Raw genomic sequence first — 1,148 nt, forward strand, 5'->3', positions numbered from 1 at the left:
CTACAGCTCGCTACGCGGCTGGAATCGGGCAGAGGGAACAGGGGTCCATGACAGCGGCAAAGAAGGGTGGCCGGGGCGAGAAGGCGGTGCTCTCCCGGCAGGAGATCGCGACGCGCCGCAAGGCGCTCAACAACAAGAAGATGAAGGCGCCGGGCGCGGCCAGTCCCGCCAAGCGGGCGCTCGTGGGCGTCTTCATCCTGGCCGCCTCGTTGCTGGCCTTGCTGGCGGTCGCCACGTTCGACGCGCATGACCGGGTGGGCCCCGGCTTCCACAACGCGGTGGGTCCCATGGGGCACCTCATCGCGGAGACCCTGCGCGGCGCGCTGGGCGTGTGCGCCTACCTCATCCCCGTGGGCGGCATCTACACCGCCGTGGTGCTCTTCGTGGGCAGCCGCGACCGGCGCCGCATGCCTCAAATCATCTCCCTGGCGCTGCTCACCTGCAGCGTGTCCGTGCTCGCGCAGCTGATGTTTGCCAAGGACAAGGGCTGGGCCCACCCGCCCGGCGGCGCGCTGGGCGCGAGCCTGGGCGGCCTGATGGAGGGGATGTTCTCCACCGTCGGCACCATCATCCTCGTCACCGCCATCAGCGCGGCGGCGCTCATCGTGGGCACCCAGTACACGTTCTTCAAGCTGTGCTCGCTGGTGTGGGCCGGCCTCACCGTCCTGGGCCGCCGCCTCTCCGAGTCCGCGCACGTCTTCTGGGAGCAGCAGAAGGTCAACTACGCGGCCCGCCAGGAGCGGCTCGCGCAGGAGAAGGAAGAGGAGGCCGCGTTCCTCGCGGAGCTGGAGGCAGAGGAGGAGGAGCTGTCCGAGGCCGAGCGCCTGGCCGCCGAAGCCGAGGCCGCCGAGGCCGAGGCCCTGGCCGAGGAGGCCGTGCGCCTGGCCCGGCAGAACGAGAAGGAGCAGCTCGCCAACGCGAAGAAGGCGCTCAAGGAGCAGAAGGACCGCGAGAAGCTGGAGAAGAAGCTCGCCCGCGAGGAGCCGTCCGAGGACGAGGAGCACGACGACGCCTCCGGCGAGCAGTCCTCGCTGCCGCCCGAGCGCGCCGAGCGCCGTTCTCCGGGCGCCGACCCCGCCTGGGCCGCGTCCTTCCTCGCGCCCCAGCCGCAGCTGCCCGCCGGCGTGGACGCTGGCGAGCCCCCGCGC

1 protein-coding gene is annotated in these 1,148 nt (G+C 71.7%); it reads left to right on the top strand.

Translation table 11 applies throughout. The features are described 5' to 3' along the window. Positions 1-47: 47 nt before the first annotated feature. Positions 48-1,148 (top strand): DNA translocase FtsK 4TM domain-containing protein (locus D7X55_RS39560; RefSeq protein ID WP_199747351.1); only part of this gene is annotated, 1,101 nt, incomplete at its 3' end.

Origin of the sequence: Corallococcus sp. AB049A (genome assembly GCF_003668885.1) — a bacterium.
In the GTDB taxonomy this organism is placed as follows: domain Bacteria; phylum Myxococcota; class Myxococcia; order Myxococcales; family Myxococcaceae; genus Corallococcus; species Corallococcus interemptor.